Below are 22,905 nucleotides of genomic sequence, written 5' to 3'. Positions count from 1 at the left end.
ATCAAGCCTCCATGTTCTTTCTCGGATCGTAGGAGTTTGCCGTCGCCCATTCCTTCATCAAGGCCGTCAACCGCTCATCCGGGGCGTCGGGCAGCACGATCTTCAGCGAGATGTAGACGTCGCCGTGTCCGCCGCCGCGTTTTGAAACACCTTTGCTCTTGAGACGCAGGACCTTGCCCGTGTTCGAATGAGGCGGCAGCGTCAGATTGACCGGTCCCGATGGCGTCGGCACGCGAACCTTGCCACCAAGCACGGCCTCACCGAGGGAGATCGGCAGTTCCAGGCGGATATCGTCGCCGTCACGCGTAAAGAAGCGGTGCGGGCGCACACGGAGTTCGATCAGGGCATCGCCCACCGGCCCACCGCCGATGCCCGGCTCGCCCTTGCCGCGCAGCCGCAGGGTCTGGCCGTCGCGCGTCCCCGGCGGGATCTGCACGTCGAGCGCCGGACCATTCGGCATCTTGACCTCCGTCCTGGTGCCGTTGACGGCCTCGAGAAAGTCGACCTCCATGGAAAATTGCCGGTCACGGCCACGACCACGGGTCTGGCCGCCGCCGGCACGACGTGAAAAGAAGCTGGCGAAGATATCGTCGGCATCGCTGAAATCGGCAAAGCCGGCGCTGTTGTGGTAGGGATCGCCAGGCCCGCTCTTCGACGCGTAATCGCGGTAATAATTGCGCTGCGCCCGCTCGGCGCCCGTTATATCGATCTCGCCGCGGTCGAAGCGTCCGCGTTTTTGCTCGTCACTCAATATCTCGTAGGCCGTTGAAATTTGCTTGAACCGTTCCTCAGCTTTTTTGTCGCCGGGGTTAAGGTCGGGGTGAAGTTTCTTGGCGAGCTTGCGGAACGCGCTTTGAATATCCTTTTGCGTCGCATCGCGTTTCACGCCCAGAAGCTCGTAGGGATCCTGGCTCATACATGTCTCCGGTCGGGCAGCGAATACTGCAGGTTGGCTTGGCAATGATATAGGTTGTCGGGCCGCCGCCGGGGAGGGGAGGCCGGCCGCGCTGGTTGACGTCAATCCGATAAAGCGCCCGCTGTCACGCAAGCTCTGTAGAGCTTAGAACAACGCGGCGTCTTCCGCCGGGGACGCCGAGCCTTCCTGCGCGTGATCGGGGCGTCGATCGATAAGAACCGAGCACCCGGCATGGCGCACGACCTTGTCGACGATCGAGGAGAAGACGTAGTCGGTGATATCGGTCACATGGGATGATACCAGGATAAGATCGGCCGATTTCTCCCTTGCGCTGGAGACGAGCAGGGAGGCGGCAACGCCGATACGAACCTCGATCATCGCCGGAATTCCCAGCTCCTTGCAGAGCGATGCTAGTTTCTTTTCGGCGTCGACGATGGCGGTCGTTTCGAATTCCTCGGGAAGCTCCGTCAGGTGACGGTGCGGGATATTCTCGATGACGTGCATGACAACGATGCTGCCGCCTTCGTCCATCAGCGCAGCAGCCCGGCGCAGAAGGCGGCTGGCCGTTGCGCGGGGACCCATGCCGATGCCGCAGATGATCGTCCGATACATTGAAATCCATATCCTTGAATGCGAATGATAGCACCGATCATATCGGTGTCGACCGTCCCGGCATTGACGAATATCAAGAAAAAGTGCCGCAACGGTAGCGCGCATGAAACCGCCAGCTGCTTCGGAACGAACCTCCGGCTGAATCGTCGCAGTTGACGGCATGGCCATCAGCAACATTTCTGACCCGATGTCGTTACTGATTGAGGTTCACATGCCGAATTTTGCGATTATCGGATCGGGTGCGATGGGAAGTGCTGTCGCCAGGCGGCTGATCGACCACGGCGCCACGGTGCTGACTTACCTCGAGGGCAGGAGCGAGCAGACGATTGCCCGGGCAAAGGCAGCCGGCATGGTCCCGGTCGGCTGCCAGGAGCTGACGAAGGCCGAGCTGATCCTGTCGATCGTTCCACCGGCGGAGGCGATCAAGGTCGCCGACCTCGTCGCGGACATATCGTCGGGGATGCAAGCGCCGCCGCCCTTGATCGACCTCAACGCGATTGCGCCGAAAACGATGCAGGCTTTGGCGGCACGCTTCGAAGGCAGCGGTGTGGAAGTGCTTGATGGGGCGATCATCGGCGGGCCGCCGGTCCCCGGCACATCAGGTCCGACCATCTATATCAGCGGCGATACCGCGGAGCGAAGCAGGCCGCTCGAGGATTGCGGCCTGCGGATCCGCCGGCTCGATGGACCGCTCGGCGCCGCCTCGGCACTGAAGATGTGTTATGCCGGCATCAACAAGGGATTTGTCGGCCTCGGCACCGCCATGCTGCTCGCCGCATCGCGTTCGGGTGCTGCCGAAAGTCTGAAGGCGGAGCTCTCCGAAAGCCTTCCCGACATCGACAGCAAGCTGTCGACATCCATACCCGACATGTATCCGAAAGCCTATCGATGGGTTGCCGAAATGCACGAGATTGCCGATTTCCTCGGAGAAGAGGATCCGGCCGCGACCATCTTCCGCGGCATGGCGGACGTCTTCTCCAGGATGGCCGGCGACGTGGAGGGGAGCCGCGTGCTCGTCGGGCAGTTGGACGAGATCATCGCTTTCTCTGGAACCGAAAACTGATCGCGATGGTCAATCAATCGTCGCAGCAACCGAATATGAGGGGTAGAGCCATGGGCTTGGCCAACATTCTGACGATTGTGTGAAGCCGCTCCGACACCTCTGACAAAACCTTATCGCCTCTGCTATGTCAGGAAAAATGCGGCGGCCAAACTGACGCCGCGCTCTGTCTGACCAATATCAGGAGTTTTGAAAGATGAGCGGTTCTTCCGATTATACACCCCCGAAGGTCTGGACCTGGAACAAGGCGAATGGCGGCCAGTTCGCCAGCATCAACCGCCCGATCGCGGGACCGACGCATGAGAAGGAGCTTCCGATCGGCCGCCATCCGCTGCAGCTCTATTCGCTCGGCACCCCGAACGGCCAGAAGGTCACCATCCTGCTCGAGGAACTGCTGGCCCTTGGCCATGAAGGTGCGGAATATGACGCCTGGCTGATCAAGATCGGCGACGGCGATCAGTTCGGAAGCGGCTTCGTCGCAGTCAATCCCAATTCCAAGATACCGGCTTTGATGGACCGCAGCGGTGCGACACCGATCCGCGTCTTCGAATCCGGTGCGATCCTCACCTATCTCGCCGAAAAATTCGGCGCTTTCCTGCCGACCGAGCCGAGCGCGCGGGCCGAATGCCTATCCTGGCTGTTCTGGCAGATGGGAAGCGCGCCTTATCTCGGCGGCGGCTTCGGCCATTTCTACGCTTATGCGCCGACGAAGATCGAATATGCGATCGACCGCTTCGCCATGGAAGTGAAGCGTCAGCTCGACGTGCTCGATCGTCGCCTGGCCGAAAGCGAATATCTGGCAGGCAGCGAATATACGATCGCCGACATTGCCGTCTGGCCTTGGTATGGCGGGTTGGTGAAGGGCTGGACCTACGGTGCAGCCGAGTTTCTGCAGGTCGAGGACTATAAGAACGTGCTGCGCTGGGCCGACGCCATCCACAGCAGGCCGGCCGTACAACGCGGCCGGATGGTCAACCGCCTCTCCGGCGAGCCCTCTAGCCAGTTGCACGAGCGCCACGACGCCAGCGACTTCGACACCAGGACGCAGGACAAGCTCGCGGCCGCCGAGTAAGCAAGCGCCCCAGCCACGGGCCGCAGCAATCAATGAAGCTCCGCCGCCTTTACGGCGGCGGAGCATCTGCATACTGCCCGAACTCAGTTTTTGACCGTGTCTTCCAGGAAGAAGCGGCCGAGCGGGTTCTGATAGAAGTTCTCGATATTCTTGCGCGAGACGTTGATGTAGGGGCTGTAATAAAGGTCGATCCAGTTGACGTCGTCCTTTGCCATCTTCTGCAGATCAACATACATCTGTTCGCGCTTCTTCGGGTCGAGCTCGAGACGGGCCTTCGCCACCAATTCCTTGACCGCCTCGTTTTTGTAGTTGGTCAGATAGTTGTTATTGGAATCGTGGCCGAGAACGAAAGTCGTCTTCTGGTCCGGATCGAGAATGTCGTTCGTCCAGTAGTTGACCGAGATGTCGTAGTCGCCGGCAACCGTCATATCCCATTCCTGGCTTGGATCGACCTTCTGCAGGTTCGCAGTGATGCCGGCCTTGGCAAGCTGTTGCTGCATAAGCACTGCCGTCTGCTCGTCCACTTCGTCGCCGGCGCGGATGAGATAGTTCAGCGTCAAGTTGGAGACACCCGCATCCGCCAGCATCTTCTTGGCCTTCTCGGGATCGTAGGGGCGCTGCAGGTTATCGGCGTAATGGTACAGCGCACCCTTCGGAATATAAGAGTTGGCGACCGTGCCCTGGCCAAAGGTGACGGTATCGACGATCGCCTTCTTGTCGATCGCCATATCGAGCGCCTGGCGCACTTCCTTCTTGCCGAGATCGCCATGCGCATGGTTGATCAGGAGATGATCCTCGCGGGTCGAGGCGTCGATGTCGACATTGAGGTTCGGGTCCTTCTTCAGCTCCTCGACGCGAGAGAACGGCACGAAGATCGCGGTATCCAGCTCGCCGGCCTGAACGTTCAGCATGCGGGTGTTGTCGTCAGGCACCGAGATCCACTCGACGCCGTCGAGCTTGACGCGGTCGGCCTGCCAGAAATTCGGGTTCTTCTTCAGGATGACGCGGTCGCCGCGCCGCCACTCTTCGACCACGAAGGCGCCGGATGCGATCGGCTTTTCGCCATAGGCATCGGGACCAAGTGATTCCATGCCCTTCTTGGAGATGACCGAGGCATTCGGCAGCGCCAGCGTCGACAGGAACGGCGCGGACTGGTTCTTGAGCTTGATCGTCAGCGTGCGGGCGTCGGTCGCCACCGCCGTGTCGATCACCTTGTAGGAATCGCTCCAGAGCGAGGCAGCGTCATCGCGGATGCGCAGCAGACTGAAGGCCGCGTCTTCCGCCGTCAGCGGCGAACCGTCGGAAAATTTCGCGTGGCGGATCTTGAACGTGTAGGTCAGCCCGTCATCCGAGGTGGTCCAGCTTTCGGCAAGACCCGGCTCGAGTTTCGTGCCTGTCTTGTCGACGCGGATCAGCACATCGTAGACGTTGGAGAACACCCAGTTGTCGATATTCTGGGCGGTCTTGATCGGATCGAATGTCGTCGAATCCTCGCGGCGGCCGATGGTGAGCACACCCGCGGCCTCGGCATAGCTTGCGCTGAGCGTCAGACCGGCGAGCAAGGCTGCAAGCCCGATTGATTTCCACCTGTTTGTCATGAGTTCGTTCCCTTCGTTGTTATGGCATGCGTTTGATTGATTGAATCGGCATCGAATGCGGATCGTCCTTGCCGTCGGCGCCTTGCAGCAGCCGCTTGTCAGGATCGATGTCGGGAATGGCGGCGATCAGCGCCGCGGTATAGGGATGCTTCGGCCGCGCGAAGACCTCTTCGGAGCGGCCTTCCTCGACGATCTCGCCGCGATACATCACGACGACGCGTTCGCAGAGATTGCGGACGATTGCGAGGTCATGAGCGATGAAGATCAGCGTGAGGTTCATCTTCGCCGTGAGCTCGCGGAAGAGCTCGATGATCTGCGCCTGGATGGTGACGTCGAGGGCCGCCACGCATTCGTCGGCGATGATCAGCTTCGGATCGACGGCGAGGGCTCGGGCAATGCCGGCGCGCTGGCACTGGCCGCCGCTCATGCTGCGCGGTTTGCGGCCGGCGAATTCGCGTTCGAGGCCGACGAGATCGAGCAGCGCGTCGATCCGCGCCGGAATATCGGCCTTGGCGACCTTGCCCTGCACCTTCAGCACCTCGGCCAGCATTTGCCCGATCGTCAGCCGCGGATTGAGCGCGTTGTAGGGGTCCTGGAAGACCATCGCCGTCTCGCGCCTGAGCTTTGCCAGACCAGCGTTTTTCTGCAGCGCCAGATCGACGCCGTCGAAGGTGACGTGACCCGAGGAAAGCGGTGTGAGGCCGAGCACGGCGCGGGCAAGCGTGCTCTTGCCGCTGCCGGATTCGCCGACGATGCCGACCGTCTCGCCCGGCATGATCTGCAGGCTGACGCCGGCAACGGCGCTGACTGTCTTGGCACCGCCCCTGAGCAGGGCGCCGCCGGCTCTGAAGCGCACATAGAGATCATCGATTTCGAGCAATGGCCTCGCCGGTTGGCTGGCCTCGGCAATCTCGAGCAGCGGCGCTGATATCACGCCCGGTATGGAAGGGTGGCTGTTGATCAGATTGATCGTATAGGGATGCTGCGGCCGCGCCAGGATCGTCCGCTTCGGCCCCTCTTCGATGAGCTTGCCGCCGCGCAGCACGGCGATGCGGTCGCAAGTCTGGGCGACGATACCGAGATCGTGGGTGATCAGAATGATCGACAGGCCGCGCTGGTCGCGAATGTCGATCAACAGCCGCAGGATCTGCGCCTGGATGGTCACGTCGAGGGCCGTCGTCGGCTCGTCGGCGATCAGGATTTTCGGATTGCAGGACAGCGCCACGCCGATCATCGCCCGCTGCCGCATGCCACCGGAAAATTCGTGCGGATAGCTGTCATACTGGCGCTTCGGATCGGGAAAACCGACCTGCGCCAGGATTTCCGTCGCCGCGGCGCGGGCCTCGCGGGCGCCGAGGCCCTGATGGTAGCGGATGCCCTCGGCGATCTGATCGCCGATCCGCATGACAGGGTCGAGATGGCTGGTCGGGTTCTGGAAGATCATGCCGATCTCGCCGCCGCGCACTTTCAGCATCTCGCCCTCGTCGACCCGCATGAGGTCGCGCCCTTCGAGCAGCACGCTACCGCTTTCGATCTTCAGCAGCGAGGAGGGCAGCAGGCGCACCAGGGAACGGCAGAACAGGCTCTTGCCCGAGCCGCTCTCGCCGACGAGACCGAGGATCTCGCCCTTACCGAGGTCGAGCGATACCGCATCGAGCAGCGTGCGCGGGCCGGAATCGACATGTGCCCTGACGGTGAGATCACGGACGGACAACAGGGAGCCGCTCATTCATGCACCCCCAGCAGTTCACCGAGCGCGTCGCCCAGCATGCTGAAACCGAAGGCGAGGCAGACGATGGAGAGGCCGGGAAACAAAGTGATCCACCATGCCGTGGTGATGAAGCTCTGTCCTTCGGCGACCATGACGCCCCATTCGGCGATCGGCGGCTGGACGCCGAGGCCGAGATAGCTGACGGCAGCGCCGCTCAGCAACACCAGCGTCGCATCGGACATCGAAAAGACAATCGAGCCGGCGATCGCGTTCGGCAACAGGTGGCGGAACATGATGCGCGGGCGGCTGAAGCCAAGGCTGGCGGCAGCAACGGCATAGTCGCTGCCCTTCAGCACCAGCATCTGCGCCCGGATCAGCCGCGCATAGGAAACCCAGCCGACCAGCGCCATGGCGATATAGAAACTGCCAAGACCAGGGCCGAGGATCGCGATAATCGACAGCATCAGCACGAGGAAGGGGAAGGCGAGGATGATATCGACGAGGCGCATGAACAGCGCATCAACGATGCCGCCGAAAAAGCCGGCGATCGTGCCGACCGTCGTGCCGATCAGGAAGGGGAAGATGACGCCGATCAGCGCCATCTGCAGATCGAGGCGCGCGCCCCAGATGACGCGGGAGAGGATATCGCGGCCGAAATTATCGGTGCCGAAGGGATGCAACAATGAAGGCGCCTGCAGGCGCACCTCGGCATTCTGCATGATCGGGTCGTAAGGCGCGACGAGGGGCGCACCGATCGCCAGCACCACGAAGAACAGCAGCAGGCCGGCACTGAGCACAAGCATCGGCCGCCGGCCGAAGAACCGGCGCCAGCCAGGGGAGGCGGGGGCGATCGCCTCGATGCTCATAGCTTCACCCTCGGATCGACGGCGACAGTGACGATGTCGGCGATGAAATTGATAAGCACGGTGGCACAGGCAAAGACCATGGCGACGCCTTGAACCACCATGTAGTCGCGTGAGAAGATCGCCCTGACGAGCAGCTGTCCCATGCCGGGCAGCGCAAAGACGCTCTCGACAACCACCGTGCCGCCGATCAGCCAGCCGATGTTGACGGCGAGCAGGTTGATGGTCGGCACCAGCGAATTCGGCAGCACATGCCGCCAGAAGACGATGCCTTCGGGCATGCCGCGGGCGCGCGCCGCCGTCGCGACATCCGATTTCAGCTGCTCGATCATCGCCGCCCGCAGGCTGCGCGTCAGCACGGTCGAGAGCGACAGCGCGACCGTCAGGCTCGGCAGCACGAGATGCGACAGCTTTTCCCCGATCGTCGCACCATAGCCCGAGACCGGTAGCACGCCGAGTTCGACGCTGAACAGGATGATCAGCATCAGCCCCAGCCAGAACGGCGGAAAGCCGATGCCGAAGGTCGAGACGATGCGCACCGCATGATCCGGCGCCTGGCCGGCATTGCGCGCGGCGATCGCCGACATCGGCACCGCGATCAGGACCGACAGCACGACGCTCGAGACGACGAGGGCGAGAGTCGGCTCGATGCGGGTGACGATCAGCTTCAGCACGTCGATCTTGTAGAGGATCGACTTGCCCATCTCGCCATTGGCAAGATTCTTGAGAAAATAGACATATTGCAGCCACATCGGCTGATCGAGGCCGTACTGGGCACGGATGCTGGCGAGAGCCGCCGGCGTCGCGCGCGTGCCGAGGATGTTGCGTGCGGGGTCACCGGGGATCAGCCGGACCAGAATGAACGTGATGACGCTGATGCCGAAGATCACGGGCAGGAATTGCAGCGGTCGCGTCAGAACGAATTTATAGCGATGCATGACGGCGATCGCCCCTTTGTCTTCGTCGGGTTCGGTCCGCTTCCTGTTGCATCAGCCTGCCTCGTGCCGTGCGAGAAAATCGAGAAGCGCCGGATAATAATCCTGCGGGTTCTCATAGAACGGCATGTGGCTGGCATTGGCAAATACCTTGAGCTGGGCATTCGGCAGCGCAAGCTTCATCCTGAGCGCACAGGCCGGCGTTAACTCGTCATGCTCTCCCGTTGTGATGAGCACCGGCAGCGTCAGCCGCGGCAGGTGGGGGATACGGTTCCAGTCCTTGAGGTTGCCGATATAGAGAAACTCGTTCGGTCCCTGCATCGTCTCGTAGGGCGCCATGTTCCAATCGTCGAGCGAGCGGCGCACCGGCGCCGGCCATTCCGGCAGACGGCAGACATGGCGGTAGTTGAGGATGGTGACAGCGGCGAGATATTCCGGATGATTATAAGTGCCCTGCGCCTCGTGCTTCTGCATCATCGAGACGGTTTCGGGACCGAGCGCTGCGCGCAGCCGTTCCAGTTCCGAGATCAGATGCGGCATGTCGGCGACGGTATCTTCGAGGATCAGCGTCCTGAGGTTTTCGGGATAGGTCAGCGCATATTCGATCGCCAGCCACCCGCCCCAGGAATGGCCGAGCATATGTACCTTGTCGAGCCCTAGCGCCTTGCGCACCGTCTCCGTCTCCTCGACATAACGGCCGATCGTCCAGAGCGAGAGATCGTCCGGCCGGTCGGAGGCGCCGGTGCCGAGTTGATCGAAGGCGACGACGCGATAGCCCTTGTCGATCAGGCAGGAATGCGCTTCGCGCAGGTAATCGCAGGGCAGACCCGGCCCGCCGTTCAGGCAGAAAACCGTCTCGATGCCGGTCCCGAAACTATAGGCAACGACGCGATAGCCATCGACATCGATCTCGAACCGCTCGTCCGGCCGTATTTCACGCCACATTGATCGCTCCGGCAGAAGATTTCGCTTGCTCAATATTTGGGCACGGCTAAATTTTTACCTTAAACCGCATTCAGTGCCAGCTATAAGAAGTGATAGGGTGGGCCGCGATGCCGAACCCCGGGAGCAGCCCATGCTTGACGACCCTATTCTTGACGACATCGCAACGATCAGACGTCAGTTTACAGCGCACGAAACGCTGGACGGCCGGATCGACCAGGCCTTCGAGGCGATGAAGCAGATCGGCTTCGAGGCGCTGATCTACGACTATACGCCGGTGCCCTACGATCTCGACGGCGCGATCATGATACCATCGCTGCTGAAGCTGCGGAATATCTCAGACGATATGCACGATTACTGGTTCAATCGCGGCTATTTCCGTATCGATCCGGTGCAGCAGGTGGCACTGCGCACCTCCGCACCCTTCTTCTGGAACTACGACCCGGACGCCGACACGCTGATCAACCGTTTCATGACCGACGACACGGCGCCGGTGACGCGCTATTTGAGCGAACGCGATATGTCGACCGGCGTCACCGTCCCGGTTCATATGCCACGCGGCGACTATGCCACAGTCACCGGCATCCGTTTCGGCCGGAACAAAGATTTCGAACGGCACGCCCTGCGCTATATCGCCGACTTCAACCTCCTTGCCCATGTTTTCCATGAGACCGCCTATTCGCTTTTCGATACGCGGGCAAAGAGCGTCGGCACGATCCGCCTGACCGAGCGGGAACGCGAGTGCCTGCGCCATTCGGCGGAAGGTTACTCCGCCAAGGAAATCTCCCGCATCATCGACCGTTCCGTACCGACTGTCGTGATGCATCTGAACGCCGCGACTAAGAAACTCGGCGCCCGCAACCGAACCCAGGCCGTGGTGCGCGCCACCCATTACCGCCTGCTCGAAGACCGGCCGACCCATAATTGGCCACCCTATAACTTGTGATAGCTGCCTTCACCGTTGCCGCCGCGTTATGCTTTTTCATCACTGCCAAGAGATGGAGATACCGGTGGGCAACGTCACGACCAAAGAAGCCTATCTGCCCTTTCGCGGCTATCGCACCTGGTATCGCGTCACCGGTTCGCTGGACAGCGGCAAGCTGCCGCTCGTTGTTGCCCATGGCGGGCCTGGCTGCACGCATGATTATGTCGATTCCTTCAAGGATATCGCCGCCCTCGACGGCCGTCCGGTCATCCATTACGACCAGCTCGGCAATGGCAACTCCACCCGACTTCCGGAAATGGGCCCGGACTTCTGGACGGTCGGTCTGTTCCTCGAGGAGCTGGACGCGCTGCTTTCCCATCTCGGCATCCAGCAGCACTATGCCTTCCTCGGCCAGTCCTGGGGCGGCATGCTCGGCGCCGAACATGCGGTGCGCCGGCCGCAAGGCCTGAAGGCACTTGTTATCGCCAACTCGCCGGCGAACATGCGTACCTGGGTTTCGGAGGCGAACCGGCTGAGGCAGGAACTGCCGAAAGAGGTGCAGGACACACTGCTGAAGCATGAACTGGCGGGAAGCCTCACCGATCCGGACTATATCGCCGCCTCGCGGATCTTCTATGACCGCCATGTCTGCCGTGTGGTGCCGTGGCCGCCTGAAGTGGCGCGGACCTTTGCGATCATGGACGAGGACAACACCGTCTACCGCAACATGAACGGCCCGACCGAATTTCACGTCATCGGTACGATGAAGGACTGGACGATCGAGAACAGGCTCGACCGCATCGAAGCCCCGACGCTGCTGATCTCGGGAAAATACGATGAGGCGACGCCGCTGGTGGTAAGGCCTTATCTCGAGCGCGTTCCCGGCTGCGAATGGGTGCTCTTCGAAAATTCCAGCCACATGCCGCATGTCGAAGAAAAGCAGCTTTGCCTGGCGACCGTTTCCGGTTTCCTGTCCCGGCACGATTGAGGAAAGGGTCGCCTATCGGCGAGGCAGCCATTTCTTGGCGACACGGCAGGCGATCGTATAGGCCGGATCGAAGACGTTGCCGACATCGTAACGCACCACCTGACCGAGCAGATGACTGGCCGCCGTCCTGTCCAGGCCGTAATCCGATGCCAGCCAATTCAACATTTCGCTGGTCGCATGCTGAAGCGCCTGATCGAGGGGACGGGCGTTGCCGATGGTGAAGATGTCTTCGGCCGTTTCCCCACGCGGCCAGACCAGTCCGGCCTTCTTTTCCACCGTCAGCCGCACGGTGACTTCGAACGTCGTCTCGACGCCGGTTCCGACGATCTCGCCGTCCCCTTGCACGGCATGGCAATCGCCGAGAAAGAACAGGGCGCCGGTAGCCGATACCGGAAAGCGGACCGTGGTGCCGGGGCCGAACAGCCGATAATCCATGTTGCCGCCATACTCGCCGCTGGTCGCCGTCGATATCGCCTGGCCGAGGCTGGGCGCCACACCGAAACAGCCGATCATCGGGGCGAGAGGCAGAACGAAATTTTGACCTGCAACCGGTTCGGAAAGCCGTACCGTCAGGGCTTCGCGGTCGATCGCCCAGATGGCGATATCGCGCGGCGGCAGGTCGCGAACCGCCTCGGGATCGACCACATTGGCGGCGACGACGCTGCGGGTAAAACCCGTGTCCCTGGTCGGGATCATGCTGATGATCTCGACCTTCAGCGCATCTCCGGGCTCGGCACCTTCCACGAAGATCGGGCCGTTCATGGGATTGGGGCCGGATGCCCGCTTGACGCCGTCCTTGCCATGCCCGGCAGCGTCGAGCGTCTCAGTGACGACGGTATCGCCGTCGGCGATGTGCAAGGCCGGCTGAAGAGAGCCGATGACATTGTGAAAGCTCGTCGGAATGAAGCGGTGAGTGGTCATGAAATACAGCTCTCGCTCGTTTTGAATGTATGAGCCTGCGGCTGGAGCGCCGGGCCGAGAGAGTTGCAGACTAGATCAGAGATTGCCTGCAATGCCAATATCCGCGCGGCACCACGCGAAACCGGCAGCCGATGGCGGGTTGTCGAAAGGGTGGCACGAGGGGCGTCGTTGTGATCGCGGCAACCGCATTGGGGAATGCATCACTCATATCCACCCTGGTGGAGTCGACTCTTGCCGCAGCCCTCGAAGGGGTTTTCGGCCACGCGTTTTGCACAGGAAAGATCATTCAGGCAATGGTCGAAACGCGATACCATAACCACGACCTTGGCCGCCTCGACCACCGTTCTTTCAAACAGATAGGCAGATCATGACAAATATCGAGCAGATGCAGGAACAGCGACTTGAAGCGCTCCGACTGACGAAGTCGGGAGCACCGAGGCTGCCGTCCAATCCGTTTTTCGGCGTCGGTCCGATCACCGATGCGACCACCGACGAAGTGGATAGCCGCCTACGGCGCATCGCTTTCGATACATGGATCGAGAAGTCCTATCGCAAGTTCGACGACAAGGGCAACGATATCGGCGGTTTCACCACCGCCGAAATTTCCCGCAGCATGCATCGCGGCTACCCGGCGGATAAAATTCTGACCGACATGATGCGGGCGATCCACCGCTATTTCCACTTCCCGAAGACGAACCGGATGGCTGTGGGACTCGGCGGCGGCCACAGCGGCTATACCGTCTGCGTCCAGCACCTGATGAACGCCAACGACGCCTCGCAGCGCGTCTACGTCGATACACCGCGCCCGGAAAGCGATCAGTCCCGCGCGGCCGGCTTCTTCCGTCAATCCTGGGCCACACAGTTGATCGAGATGCAACGCTTCGCCGAAAAAGGCTGCGAGAGCCGCATTCATTTTGCCGCCTCCGAAGGTGTGATCCCGACGGCCGCCGAGCTTTCCGCTCTCGGTGTGTCGATCTTCGTCGGCGTCGGCCACGAGACGACCGGCGCCAATGCCTATACCAGCCGCGAGATCCACGAGCTGCTGAACTGGATCAATGGCGATCCGGCAAACCGCCATGCAGTGTTCGACGCGACGTCGATGCTGGGCGCCATGCCTTGGGAGCCCGAGCTGGTCGACGCCGTAATGGCGAAATGCTGCTTGTTCATGCCGTTTCAGAAGGCGATCGGCGGGGTATCGGGGTATTTCGTCGCCTCCTTCACGCCGCATGCCCTGGCGCTCGTGGAGAAGAACCAGCAGGATCCGTCCTGGGCAATCCCGCGCCAGCTCAAGATCGCGCCGCCGATCGACGCGCGGCAGCCGCTTTCCGCCAAGCGATCCGTGGATGCCGGGCCGTTTTACGATGCCGCGGAAGACCGCATGCTCGGCGGCGTCATCAACACCTACAGCGCGCTTGCCTTCGCCGAAACCACCTTCGGCCTCCTGCAGTCCGAGGCGCGGGTTGGCTCGCTGGTCGAGCTCAACAAGCGGTCTGCGGCCAATCGGGCGGTGATCGACGGCTGGGTCGAGTCGCACCCGCTGTTTTCGCTCACCGTCACCGATGCCGAGCGGCGCGGCGCGGCGGTGACGTTGTTAAAGGTGGAGGATGCGGGCATCACCGATCCTGCGATCCATGCCCGCATTATCGCTCGTTCGAAGCAACTGCTCGGCTATGAGGGCTTTACCCATCCGAACGGCGAGTTCGAGCCCGGCCTCGATGCGGCGCGCTACGTCAACGCATTCCCGGGAACGCCCGGCGACTACCGCGCCTGGGTCGGCGGCATCCGCGAGCCGGCCGATATCGTCGCGCTGCTGGAAAACCTGCAATATGCCTATCTACGCGCCAAAATCCTCGTGATCGAGGAGGAACTGGCAAAGCAGGGCGTCACGTTCGCAGCGCCTGTGAAAGCCGGCGCGATGGTCCGCAAGGACGATCCCGAACACGCCTATACGGTGCTCATCGCCGATCTGGTCGGCCTGCGCCGCGGCGCCGATGGGGAGCCCGACGACAGCGAAATCAGGACCTATGTCGAGGAAAAGGGCGGCGTCTTCCATGCCGGCCCGATCGGCGACAGGGCGGCGCTGGAAAAGGGCCGCATCCATTTCTTCTACCAGCCAAATCTCAGCACCGAGGCCGAAATCCTGCCGCAGACGGACAAGGGCCAGTATGACGCGCTGATCGCGGCGGCGACCTTCATCCCGAAGGCTTCCGTCTTCCCGTTCGGCGGCGTGCGCATCGGCGCGGGTACCGGCAATATGGGCTCGGCCTCCTGGGGCGGCGGCAACGGCGAGGGCGGCGAGGCACCTTTGATGAACACGCCCGGCATCAACAGCCGGGCGACTGCCCAGATGGCGATGAAGGCGATCCTCAAGGTTGTTCCCGACCTGCCCGTCGACAGGCTGCATCAGATGGTCGCCAACGGCGACTTTGATACCGGGCGCCAGCTCAAGGATTTCCCGACCGCCAAGCTGGAAGGCCAGAAAATCGCCATTCTCGGCTACGGCAATATCGGCCGCGAAGTCGCCAAGCTCGCCAGGGTTTTCGGCATGAAGGTGGTGATCTACGCGCGCCAGCATCACCAAGGCTGGATCGAGTCGGAAGGCTTCGATTACGCCGCAAGTCCGGTTGAAGCGGCGACCGGCGCCGACGTGCTCTCCGTCCATATCGGTCTCGGCCGGCTGGATGCTGCGACAGGCGTTTACTCCAACGCAGGGGTGGTCGACACGCAGGTTCTCGGCGCGATGAACGATGGTGCGGTGTTGGTCAATTACGACCGGGGCGAGGTCGTCGATGCGGCGGCGCTCGACCAGGCGCTGTCATCAGGAAAGATTGCCCATGCGGCAATCGACGCCGATCTCTTCAAGGATGCAGTAACCGGCAAGCTCAGCGGACCGATGGTTCCCTATCTGCCGCTCGAAGAGCGCCATAAGGGCAAGCTGGAACTGCTGCCGCACGCCGCCGCCGATACCGACCATCCTTCTCGGGTGACCGGCGCCAAGCAGGCGGTCGATCAGATCTTCGATGTCATCCGCTTCAAGTCGGTCACCAATCTGAAGGGTGATCTGCCGGACGGATACGTCTCGGCAGGCGGCCGCACACCGGCCGGAATCGGCAGGGTGACGAAACGGGTGGTTAGCGAGATCAGCGGCAATGCGGAACTGCTGGACGAATTGCGGCGGACCTCGGAAAAGGTCGCGGCGATCGTCGGCGCGCTCTCCGTTGTCTCCGACCCGAGCCACCGGAACCGGATCATCGATCGCTATACCGGTCTGCTGGCCGAAAATGCCGGCCGGCAGCGGGCGCTTCTCGAGCAGCTTGGCCTGTACGGACCGGCGGCGGAGTAGGCCGCAGTCGAAGCCGAAGGTCTTCCCATATGCAGGCAACGCGGCATCGACGGCACATTCAACAGCGCTGAGCCTTGACGGACCCAGATGCGATGCCTCAGCGCGACCGTTACTGCATGTACCAGCCATGGCTGACAACCAGTGACTGGCCGGTGAGAGCATTGGTCTCGAAACCGGCAAACAGCAGCGCCACTTCGGCGACATCGTCGACCGTGGTAAACTGTGCATCCACAGTGCCGCCGAGCATTACCTTCTTGATGACCTCGTCTTCGGAAATTCCGAGTTCCTTTGCCTGTTCCGGAATTTGCTTGTCGACGAGCGGCGTCCGGACGAAGCCGGGGCAGATGACGTTGGCGCGCACGCCATCCGGTCCGCCTTCCTTGGCGACCACGCGAGCAAGGCCGAGCAAGCCGTGCTTGGCGGTGACGTAGGCCGATTTCAGCGGCGAAGCCTCATGCGAATGCACCGAGCCCATATAGATGATCGCGCCGCCCTTCTGCGCTTTCATGTGTGGAACGCAAGCCTTGGTAGTGAGGAACGCGCCATCGAGATGGATGGCGAGCATCTTCTTCCAGTCGGAAAAGGCGTAGTCCTCGATCTTGTTGACGATCTGGATGCCGGCATTGGAGACGAGCACGTCCACACGGCCCCACTTGGCTACGACGGCGGCGACGCCGGCGTTCACGGCTTCCTCGCTGGTGACGTCCATCGCAAGACCGATCGCCTCGCCTGGGCCGGCAGCCGTCAGATCCTTGGCCGCCGCTTGCGCCGCATCGAGCTTCAAGTCAGCAATGACGACCTTGGCACCCTCTGAAACGTATTTCTTTGCGATCGCCAGCCCGATACCGCTGGCCGACCCGGTGACGATGCAGACCTTATCCCTGAGCTTCATGGGTTGGACTCCTTATTTTGCAAGATAATCATGGACCACTTCGCCGAGGCCCAGCGTCAGGTCCGAGAGAATATGGACGGCGGATTTGACCTCAAGCACCGGCAGGTCGGCGACCGGCGCCAGCGCGTGCGGAAACAGCGCCAGGGCGCCCGGTCCTTCCCACGCGCCCTTCACCGTCAGATCCTCCAGATAGTAGCGCACCAGTTCGCAGATGCGCGGTGTGCAATCGACATGTGGAATAATCTTCAGCATGAAATTCGGCTGCTTCAGGCTTTCGAGGATTTTCGCCTCGTCGAGTGACCGATGCTTGAAGCCCATCGTTGCGGTGGCGACGCGCTGACCGCCATAGTCGAGCGTGCCGACCAGCGCATCCTTGACGGATGTCAGCGATGGCTCGGCCAGTTTCTTCGGAAAGCCCCAGATTTCGCGTCCGCCGGCGATCGGCGCGTCGTCGTTGAGATACATGGAATGCACGTAACCGCCATGTACCCCTTGATAGGTCACCGGGATGACCTGGCCGGATTCGGTATAGTCGCCAAAGCCGGTCGAGTCCGGCATGCGGATGAATTCGTATTTCACCAGCGGCTCATCGAACTGCAGCGGTTCGGGCACGACCCGGCGCAGGGCCTCCGGATCGGTGCGATAGGTGATGATCATATATTCGCGATTGACGAACCGGTAAGGCCCTGGCGGGTAGGATGGACTGGTCAGCGGCATGGCAAAGGCATTGCGCACGACATCTTCAATTTTCATGGTTTTTTCCCACGCAGGCGTTGCTCGGCAAGGTCGAAAATCCGTATCCCATTGGTCGGACGCGTTCGGTCGAGCCAATCTGGATGGTTCAGCGTCTCGACCACATCGTCATGGCCGGCCTTCCAGTGTTCCTCCACGGAGAGCCGCGAAAACTCATAGTCCTTAGATCCGGTTTCATAGGCGGCATGCCGATAGATCAGGTGCACCATGGTCACGGCGCAATCATTGCCGATCTTTTCAAGGAGCCTCGCATCGGGATCGTCCTTCAGCTCAGGCGGCAGCTTTTCAGTCAGCCTCTTGGCCGCCATGCGCACCGACTGAAGCTTGCGGAACTGGTCGGTGTTGAGCCGCGTGCGGCTGGAAAAACGGATTTCCTTCTCGCGGGCACCGACGTCAAAGACATCCTTCGGCAGCACGCCCTTGGCGCTGAACAAATCGACCTGGAAGATGCAGAGATCTGTCTCCAACTCGCTACCACCGAGAATGCGCTGCAGCGGCGTGTTGGAAACGATACCTCCATCCCAATAATAGCGGCCATCGATCTCGACGGGCGCAAAACCCGGCGGCAACGCCCCGGAGGCGGCCACATGTTTGGGCGAAAAAGCGCAATCGCGATTGTCGAAATAATTGAAGTTGCCGCTAACAACATCGACCGCGCCGAGGCTGAGACGGATGGCACCTGAATTGATCAGGTCGAAATCGACGAGACCGGCGAGGGTATCCTGCAGCGGCGCGGTGTCGTAAAGGCTGATCGCGGCCATCGGATCGCCCGGGATGTTCCATGGCGCAAAGACGCGCGGCGTGAAAAAGCCGGGAACGCCGGTCAAAGATCCCAGAAAAGCGGAGGATTCGTTGAACCATTTGCGCATCGCATTGCCATTGCCGAGAAAGTGGCCGGGCAGTCCGGACGAGACCCGATGCCAGAAGGTCCTGAGGTTATCGACACGCTGATCGACGGGGCTTCCGGCAATGATGGCTGAGTTGATCGAGCCGATAGATATCCCGGCCAGCCAGTCGGGGCGGATGCCAGCCTCATGCAAAGCTTCGTAAGCACCGGCCTGGTAGGCACCCAGAGCACCACCGCCCTGAAACACCAGCACGGTTTTCTCTGTCGGAATAGTACTCACGGGACGCTTTTCCTCAAATGCTGCAGCTGCTAACAAATAACACAGAGAAGGCAATCGGGCTGCAAAGGGCAGATTAAGTTTCAGTAATACAGGAAGGCTTCTGAATAATCGTATACTAAGTCATTTCAGAGGCTTGCTAGCCAAATCTGCGCATTCTTCGCAACCATTGAGGCCTTTAGTTAGTCCTGCCGATGGCATCTTGCAATGCAACAAAATGTGACAACCTTGGCTATGCGGCTATGTAGGCTGCGAATTCACCGACGCCAGGCCAATCCTTCATTTCAGGCTTGCTACGCCGTTCGACCAGCGTCGTCAGCTGGTTCAATCGACGAAGTCTCGCTTCGAGATAGGAGCACTCTTATGTTCCATAATATTCGTTATGCCGCCAAGTTGTGTGTAGCCGCAAAGTTGAAGTGTCCTGTTTCTGCAAAGTTGGAATGTCACACTCCCCGGGTGGAGATTGCGGATGGGACTGATTGCGATGAGCGAGCGTGATCTGCAGCGGATCGAGGTTTTGTCGAAGGTCGTTGACGGCCGGGCGACGCTGGTCTCGGCGGCGCGTGTTCTGCGGGCAGATCAGGCGTAGCTATGAGATGCGAAATATCTGCCTCGAAGCTCACACGGGATCCCGTCGGGGCGAACTGATCCGCCGCGTCCTACGGTTCGCGTATTGCATTATCGAGGCCACGCAGCAGCGGATAGAGGAAATAGGAGATCACCGTACGGTTGCCGACCTTGATTTCCGTGGACACGGTCATCCCGGGAAGCAGCCGCACCGGCATACCTGCGGCATTCAGCCGGGTATCGGCAAGCAGGATCCGCGCCTTGAAGAAGGGGGCGGCCGGCTGGCTCGGGGTCTCGGTCTGCTCCTGTTGGCCGGTGAGGAAGGTGTCCTGGCTGATGGTTCTCACCTCGCCCGAGGCGGTGCCGTATTTCTGGAAGGGATAGGCGTCGAGCTTGACTCGGGCTTCCTTGCCGACGGCCACGCGGCCGATGTCGCGGGTGTTGATCGAGACTTCGGCTTCGAGCGGCACGTTAATGGGCACCAGCGTCACGACCGGTTCCGCCTCGCGCACCACTGAACCGACCGAGCGCTGGGCGAGATCGAGCACGACGGCATCGGCGGGTGCGGTCAGCACCACCATGTTGCGGCGCAGTTCCATCTTTTTCAGTTCCTCGTCAGCCATGTCGCGCTGGCCGCGCAATTCCACCAGTTGCTCCATTGCGGCGCGACGAAAATCCTCGATGAAGGCCTGCCGGTCGGCTCTCAGCTTCGCATAAGAGTGCGCGGCCTCCTCGGCCCGGCCGCGAACGGCCGTCAGATCGGACTCGACGTCGAGGCGGGCGTCGCGCGAGCCGAGCAGCGTGATCAGCGAGCCGCTCTGCTTGTTATAGAGCCGCTCCCGCGCCGCCTCGATCTGCGAGAGCCCATCGCGCCTGTCGTTGAGCACGGCCTCCTGGTTCTCGCTCGCCGCAAGAGCGGCCGACTGGCCGGCGATCTGCTGCTCGAAATTCTGCAGCTGCGCCATGTAAAAGGCCTGTCGCTGGCCGAAGAGCTGCGCCTGCAGCAACTGGTCGGGCGTATCTCCCGCCATCTTCGTGTAGTCGTCGCCGGCAAGCTCGGCCTCGATGCGCCTCACCTGGGCGTCGAGGGCGGAGAACTTCGCCTGCTGCTGGTCGACATCGGCCTGGCTGAAAGTGGCGTCGAGGGTCGCGAGCGTCTGCCCGGCATGCACCACTTCCCCGGCCTTCACCTCGATCGTGCGGATGATCGAGGTTTCGAGCGGCTGGACGACGATGGTCGGCTGGGTGGTGACGAGCTTGCCGGGCGCAATCACCACCTCATCGATCGACGAGACCGAGGCCCAGATGATCGCCGAAACAATCAGCGCCGTCACGCAGTAGAGCGTCATCCGTGCAATGCGCGGCGGCGCGCGCTCCTCCAGCTCGACGGCGTCGGACTGGAATTCGGCAATTGCCGGCGGCAGCGGCGGGCGGTTGGTCAGTTCCCTTCCCTTGCCTGAGGGCGCCGTGTCTGAAGGGCCTTTGCCTGAAGGGACCGGCAGGTTCTCGCTGGGTTTTCTGGTGTGCGCATTCATGCGACCTGCCTCATCTGCTGGGACCACAGGTGGCGATAGGTCATGCAGCGCGATACAAGCTGATCGTGCCGCCCGATATCGGCGACCTTGCCACGCTCGATGACGAGAATGGCATCGGCATCGACGAGCGTCGAAAGCCGGTGCGAGACGATGATGACGGTGCGGCCAGCAGCGATGCGGCTCAGATTTTCGCGGATGATCGCCTCGCTGTCGGGGTCGAGCGCACTCGTCGCCTCGTCGAAGATCAACAGCTTCGGATCGGTGATCAGCGCGCGGGCAATGGCAAGCCGCTGCTTCTGGCCGCCTGACAGGTTGGAGGCGTTTTCCTCCAGCATCGTGTCAAAGCCGCGCGGCAGGCGCTCGATGAACTCCTCGGCGCCGGCAATGCGGGCGACTTCCATGATCTCCTCGATGCTGGCATCGGGCTTGGCGGCGGCGATATTCTCGCGCACCGAGCCGCGAAACAGGAAACTATCCTGCAGCACGACGCCGATGCTCGTTCTCAGATGCACGAGGTCGATCTCGCGGCTGTCATAGCCATCCATGCGCACGAGGCCTTCCTGGCTCTGATAGAGCCCCTGGATGAGCCTTGTGATCGTCGTCTTGCCCGAGCCGCTCTTGCCGACCACGCCGAATAGGCAGCCCGCCGGAATGGCGAAGGAGACATTGTCGAGCGCCGGCGCGCTATCCGGGCCATAACGGAAGCTGACCCTGTCGAATTCGATGCGGCCCTGCAGATGCGGCCGAACACCTCGCCCGCGGCCCGCCTGTTCCGGCCGCTGGTTCATGATCTCGCCGAGCATGCGCACGGAGAGCGCGACTTCCTGATATTCGTGCACCATGGTGACGATCTGCACCAGTGGTCCCGAGACCCGGCCGGCGAGCATGTTGAAGGCGACCAGCGCGCCGATCGTCATCGCGCCGCTGAAGACATCGAGCGCGCCGAGGCCGATGATCGCGACGCTCATCAGCTTCTCCAGCAGTCCGGTCATCGCCTGGGCGATGGTCGAGATCTTGTCGACCCGGAAACGCACGGAGATCGCCTGGGCCGAATAATCGTCCCATACCTTGCGCTGGCGCGGCTCCAACGCCAGCGATTTGACGGTGCGCATGCCGTGCACGGTTTCCACCAGCAATGCCTGCCGGTCGCCTTCGGCCTGGTAGAGCGCCTGCAACCGGCGCTGGAACGGCCCGACGAGCATCATTACCACGAGCCCGACAAGGGCGGCGAAACCGAGCACGACAAGCGTCAGCTTGACGCTGTAGAGAAGCAGGATCGGCACGAAGACCAGCAGCGAAACGCCGTCTAAGAGCGTGAGAAACAGCCGGCCGGTCAGGAATTCGCGGATGCGCCCGGTCTGCTGCATATGCTTGACGAGAACGCCGGCCGAGGCCTGCTCGAAGAGCGCGATCGGCAGGTTGAGCAGATGGCCGAAGGTGCGAGTCGCGACGCGGATGTCGATCCTGTTCGTCGCATAAAGCAGCAGATAGCGGCGCAGGAAGGTGAACGTCGCGTCGAAGACGAGCGCGATCGCAATGCCCGCCGTCAAAACCGTCAGCGTCGCATAGCTCTGATGCACCAGCACCTTGTCGATGACGAGCTGAAAGAAGATCGGCGTCGTCAGCCCCAGCCCGTAGAGCACGAAGGCGGCGAGCGCGACGTCGCGGAAGAAGCTGCGCTGCTTGATGATCTCGGGGACAAACCAGCGGAAGCCGAAGGGCCGGTCCTCATCGGACATGCGATAGTTGCGCTTCAGCAGGATCACCGATCCGAGCCAGGCCTTGGCGAACTGCTCTTCGCTGAGCATCATCACCTCGGCGCGTGATGCCAGCGGGTCGAGAACGCGGATTCTCTCATCCTCCCCGCTCCCGACAGCGCCGGCGATGACCACCCAGTTGCCGTTCGTCAACTCGGCGAGCACCGGGAAGGCCTCGCCGAGTTGGAACAGGGATCGCCAGTCGAGCGTCAGATGCCTTGCCCTGAGGCCGGCATCCTTGGCCATGCGCAGCAGCTGCCGCATGGCAACGGGATCGTTGCCGACGGCATAATCGTGCTGCAATCGTTCAGGAGCAAGATCGACGCCGTGATGACGAGCGACGAGCGCAAGACAGTGCAGGTTGGTATGCAGAAAACCACTCATGGCCCAC

At 61.6% G+C, this 22,905-nt stretch carries 18 protein-coding genes; 5 read left to right on the top strand and 13 right to left on the bottom strand.

Going from position 1 to position 22,905, the window contains the following annotated elements; genetic code table 11:
- Nucleotide 1: 1 nt before the first annotated feature.
- Together RlegSU303_RS33625 and RlegSU303_RS33620 are read right to left on the bottom strand one after the other, a co-directional pair.
- Nucleotides 2-916, bottom strand: coding sequence for a DnaJ C-terminal domain-containing protein (locus RlegSU303_RS33625; protein WP_131719474.1), 915 nt, complete (start codon nt 914-916; stop codon nt 2-4).
- A gap of 144 nt (nt 917-1,060) precedes the next feature.
- The gene (locus RlegSU303_RS33620; protein ID WP_017957508.1) at nt 1,061-1,528 is read right to left on the bottom strand and encodes a universal stress protein; all 468 of its coding nucleotides are present in this window, start codon (nt 1,526-1,528) and stop codon (nt 1,061-1,063) included.
- Between the two features lie 160 nt (nt 1,529-1,688).
- Between RlegSU303_RS33620 and RlegSU303_RS33615 the strand changes: the two genes are divergently transcribed.
- Nucleotides 1,689-2,591 carry an NAD(P)-dependent oxidoreductase gene (locus RlegSU303_RS33615; RefSeq protein ID WP_017957509.1) on the top strand — a complete coding sequence of 301 codons (903 nt, stop codon included), beginning with the start codon at nt 1,689-1,691 and terminating at the stop codon, nt 2,589-2,591.
- Nucleotides 2,592-2,784: 193 nt separating this feature from the next.
- Entirely contained in the window at nt 2,785-3,660 is an 876-nt protein-coding gene (yghU, locus tag RlegSU303_RS33610) for a glutathione-dependent disulfide-bond oxidoreductase (protein WP_017957510.1), read from the top strand.
- 83 nt (nt 3,661-3,743) lie between these two features.
- On the opposite strand, the gene RlegSU303_RS33605 is transcribed toward yghU, so the two are convergent.
- From RlegSU303_RS33605 to RlegSU303_RS33585, 5 genes are read right to left on the bottom strand one after another with little or no spacing between them, the layout of a single operon-like run.
- On the bottom strand, nt 3,744-5,258 hold the full coding sequence (locus tag RlegSU303_RS33605) for an ABC transporter substrate-binding protein (protein ID WP_131719475.1): 1,515 nt from the start codon (nt 5,256-5,258) through the stop codon (nt 3,744-3,746).
- Nucleotides 5,259-5,277: 19 nt separating this feature from the next.
- On the bottom strand, nt 5,278-6,987 hold the full coding sequence (locus tag RlegSU303_RS33600; protein ID WP_017957512.1) for a dipeptide ABC transporter ATP-binding protein: 1,710 nt from the start codon (nt 6,985-6,987) through the stop codon (nt 5,278-5,280).
- Nucleotides 6,984-7,835 (bottom strand): ABC transporter permease, encoded by an 852-nt coding sequence (locus RlegSU303_RS33595; protein ID WP_017957513.1) that lies wholly within the window; start codon nt 7,833-7,835, stop codon nt 6,984-6,986. The genes RlegSU303_RS33600 and RlegSU303_RS33595 overlap by 4 nt, the downstream gene beginning before the upstream one ends.
- A complete protein-coding gene (locus RlegSU303_RS33590; protein ID WP_017957514.1) occupies nt 7,832-8,770 on the bottom strand; it encodes an ABC transporter permease in 939 nt (312 codons plus the stop codon). The genes RlegSU303_RS33595 and RlegSU303_RS33590 overlap by 4 nt, the downstream gene beginning before the upstream one ends.
- A gap of 51 nt (nt 8,771-8,821) precedes the next feature.
- Nucleotides 8,822-9,712 (bottom strand): proline iminopeptidase-family hydrolase, encoded by an 891-nt coding sequence (locus RlegSU303_RS33585; RefSeq protein ID WP_017957515.1) that lies wholly within the window; start codon nt 9,710-9,712, stop codon nt 8,822-8,824.
- A 130-nt stretch (nt 9,713-9,842) separates the two neighbouring features.
- Here RlegSU303_RS33585 and RlegSU303_RS33580 point away from each other — a divergent pair, with 130 nt between their 5' ends.
- Nucleotides 9,843-10,655, top strand: coding sequence for a helix-turn-helix transcriptional regulator (locus RlegSU303_RS33580; protein ID WP_017957516.1), 813 nt, complete (start codon nt 9,843-9,845; stop codon nt 10,653-10,655).
- Between the two features lie 64 nt (nt 10,656-10,719).
- Entirely contained in the window at nt 10,720-11,622 is a 903-nt protein-coding gene (locus RlegSU303_RS33575) for a proline iminopeptidase-family hydrolase (protein ID WP_017957517.1), read from the top strand.
- A 12-nt stretch (nt 11,623-11,634) separates the two neighbouring features.
- On the opposite strand, the gene RlegSU303_RS33570 is transcribed toward RlegSU303_RS33575, so the two are convergent.
- The gene (locus RlegSU303_RS33570; protein ID WP_131719476.1) at nt 11,635-12,543 is read right to left on the bottom strand and encodes an acetamidase/formamidase family protein; all 909 of its coding nucleotides are present in this window, start codon (nt 12,541-12,543) and stop codon (nt 11,635-11,637) included.
- 367 nt (nt 12,544-12,910) lie between these two features.
- Between RlegSU303_RS33570 and RlegSU303_RS33565 the strand changes: the two genes are divergently transcribed.
- Entirely contained in the window at nt 12,911-15,886 is a 2,976-nt protein-coding gene (locus RlegSU303_RS33565; protein WP_131643634.1) for an NAD(P)-dependent oxidoreductase, read from the top strand.
- Between the two features lie 109 nt (nt 15,887-15,995).
- Here RlegSU303_RS33565 and RlegSU303_RS33560 read toward each other — a convergent pair whose 3' ends face one another.
- From RlegSU303_RS33560 to RlegSU303_RS33540, 5 genes are all read right to left on the bottom strand, one after another.
- Nucleotides 15,996-16,778 carry a 3-hydroxybutyrate dehydrogenase gene (locus RlegSU303_RS33560; protein WP_017957520.1) on the bottom strand — a complete coding sequence of 261 codons (783 nt, stop codon included), beginning with the start codon at nt 16,776-16,778 and terminating at the stop codon, nt 15,996-15,998.
- A gap of 12 nt (nt 16,779-16,790) precedes the next feature.
- Nucleotides 16,791-17,531 (bottom strand): acetoacetate decarboxylase, encoded by a 741-nt coding sequence (locus tag RlegSU303_RS33555; protein WP_011649696.1) that lies wholly within the window; start codon nt 17,529-17,531, stop codon nt 16,791-16,793.
- Nucleotides 17,528-18,658, bottom strand: coding sequence for a DUF3734 domain-containing protein (locus RlegSU303_RS33550; protein ID WP_151519059.1), 1,131 nt, complete (start codon nt 18,656-18,658; stop codon nt 17,528-17,530). Before RlegSU303_RS33550 ends, RlegSU303_RS33555 begins: the two co-directional genes overlap by 4 nt.
- Nucleotides 18,659-19,314: 656 nt before the next feature.
- Nucleotides 19,315-20,757: an HlyD family type I secretion periplasmic adaptor subunit gene (locus RlegSU303_RS33545; RefSeq protein WP_131720674.1), complete on the bottom strand. Its 1,443-nt coding sequence runs from the start codon at nt 20,755-20,757 to the stop codon at nt 19,315-19,317.
- A complete protein-coding gene (locus RlegSU303_RS33540; RefSeq protein WP_131621638.1) occupies nt 20,754-22,898 on the bottom strand; it encodes a peptidase domain-containing ABC transporter in 2,145 nt (714 codons plus the stop codon). The genes RlegSU303_RS33545 and RlegSU303_RS33540 overlap by 4 nt, the downstream gene beginning before the upstream one ends.
- Nucleotides 22,899-22,905: the final 7 nt, after the last annotated feature.

The organism is Rhizobium sp. SU303, from assembly GCF_021052345.1.
GTDB classification, from domain to species: domain Bacteria; phylum Pseudomonadota; class Alphaproteobacteria; order Rhizobiales; family Rhizobiaceae; genus Rhizobium; species Rhizobium laguerreae.
Note: the sequence above shows the minus strand (reverse complement) of the source record. Positions and strands in the feature narration are given on the sequence as shown.